Below are 1,537 nucleotides of genomic sequence, written 5' to 3'. Positions count from 1 at the left end.
TGACCTTGAAGCCGGCGTCTTCTAGTCGTGCTTCGGCGACTGCTTGGCTTTCGCCGAGGACTTCGGGGACTTCGATGAGGCCGCTGGAGTAGTAGACGGTGATGGTGGAGCCTTCGGGGGCGGGGGTGCCGGGGGCGGGGTCGGTGGTGGTGACGGTGCCTTTGGGTTCGCTGGAGCGGGGGTCTTCTTTGGTTTCGACTGTGAAGTTGGCTGCTTCGAGTTGGGTTTGGGCTTGGTCGACTTGTTTGCCGGTGACGTCGGGGACGTTGATGGTTTTCTTGCCGGAGGAGATGGTGATGTTGACGGTGCCGCCGACGTCGACTTCGGCGCCGGGGTCGGGGTCTTGGGCGATGATCAGGCCGGCTTTGCGGTCGCTGGGTTTGTCTTGGACGGTGCCGAGTTCGAGGCCGGCGTTGGCGAGGTCTCGGCGGGCTTGTTCTTCGGTTTTGCCGATCAGGGTGGGGGTGGGTCGGGTTTCGCCTTGGCCGTCGCCGGCGAGGGCGTTGAGGCCGATGAACGCGGCGACGCCGAGGACGAACAGGATCGCGGCGATCAGCATGGCGTAGGCGATTTTGCGGCCGCGGTCGGGTGGGTCGTCGTCGTCGGGGTGCCATTGGTGGGTGGGGCGGGGGTCGTAGGGGGGTGGTGGTTGTTCGTCGTTGGCGGGCATGAACCGGGCGGTGGCGTCGTCGGCCATCATGGGGGCGGCGACGCGTTGGCCGGACAGGCCGCGTTCGATGTCCTCGCGCATCTCGGCTGCGGACTGGTAGCGGTCGAGTGGTTTCTTCTGGAGTGCTTTGAGGGTGATCGCGTCGGCGACCGGGCTCACCTCGGGGTCGAGCATCGAGGGTGGGCGGGGTTCTTCGCGGACGTGTTGGTAGGCGACCGAGACCGGTGAGTCGCCGACGAACGGTGGCCGGCTGGTCAGCAGTTCATACAGCAGGCAGCCGGTGGAGTAGATGTCGCTGCGGGCATCGACCGATTCGCCGCGGGCCTGTTCGGGGGACAGGTACTGGGCGGTGCCGATCACCGCGGCGGTCTGGGTCATCGTCGCTGAGGCATCGGCCACGGCGCGGGCGATGCCGAAGTCCATCACCTTGACATCGCCGTTCGGGGTGAGCATCACGTTCGCCGGTTTGATGTCACGGTGCACGATCCCGGCCCGGTGGGAGTACTCCAGGGCATCGCACACATCGGCGGTGATCTCCAACGCCCGCTCGGGCAGGATCCGCCGACTCTCCCGCAACACATCACGCAGCGTGCGGCCCTCGACATACTCCATCACGATGTACGGCACGTTCATGCCATCGGTGATCTCCTCACCGGTGTCATAGACCGCCACGATCGAGGGATGATTCAACGCCGCCGCCGACTGCGCCTCCCGCCGAAACCGCGCCTGAAACGTCGGATCAGAAGCCAGATCAGCCCGCAACGTCTTCACCGCAACCGTCCGACCAAGACGCCGATCAATACCGATACGCACCTCGGCCATACCCCCGTGACCGAGCACCTCGCCAAGGTCATACCGACCGCCGAG

General features: G+C 65.8%; 1 protein-coding gene. It reads right to left on the bottom strand.

Annotation, left to right across the window (positions count from 1 at the left end):
• The coding region (gene pknB / locus ABN034_RS34195) for a Stk1 family PASTA domain-containing Ser/Thr kinase (RefSeq protein ID WP_349695102.1) at nucleotides 1–1,537 on the bottom strand (1,537 nt) is incomplete at both ends.

It is taken from the genome of Actinopolymorpha sp. B11F2 (genome assembly GCF_040195635.1).
In the GTDB taxonomy this organism is placed as follows: domain Bacteria; phylum Actinomycetota; class Actinomycetes; order Propionibacteriales; family Actinopolymorphaceae; genus Thermasporomyces.
The sequence above is the reverse complement of the archived record's forward strand: the minus strand, read 5'-3'. Positions and strand labels throughout refer to the sequence as shown.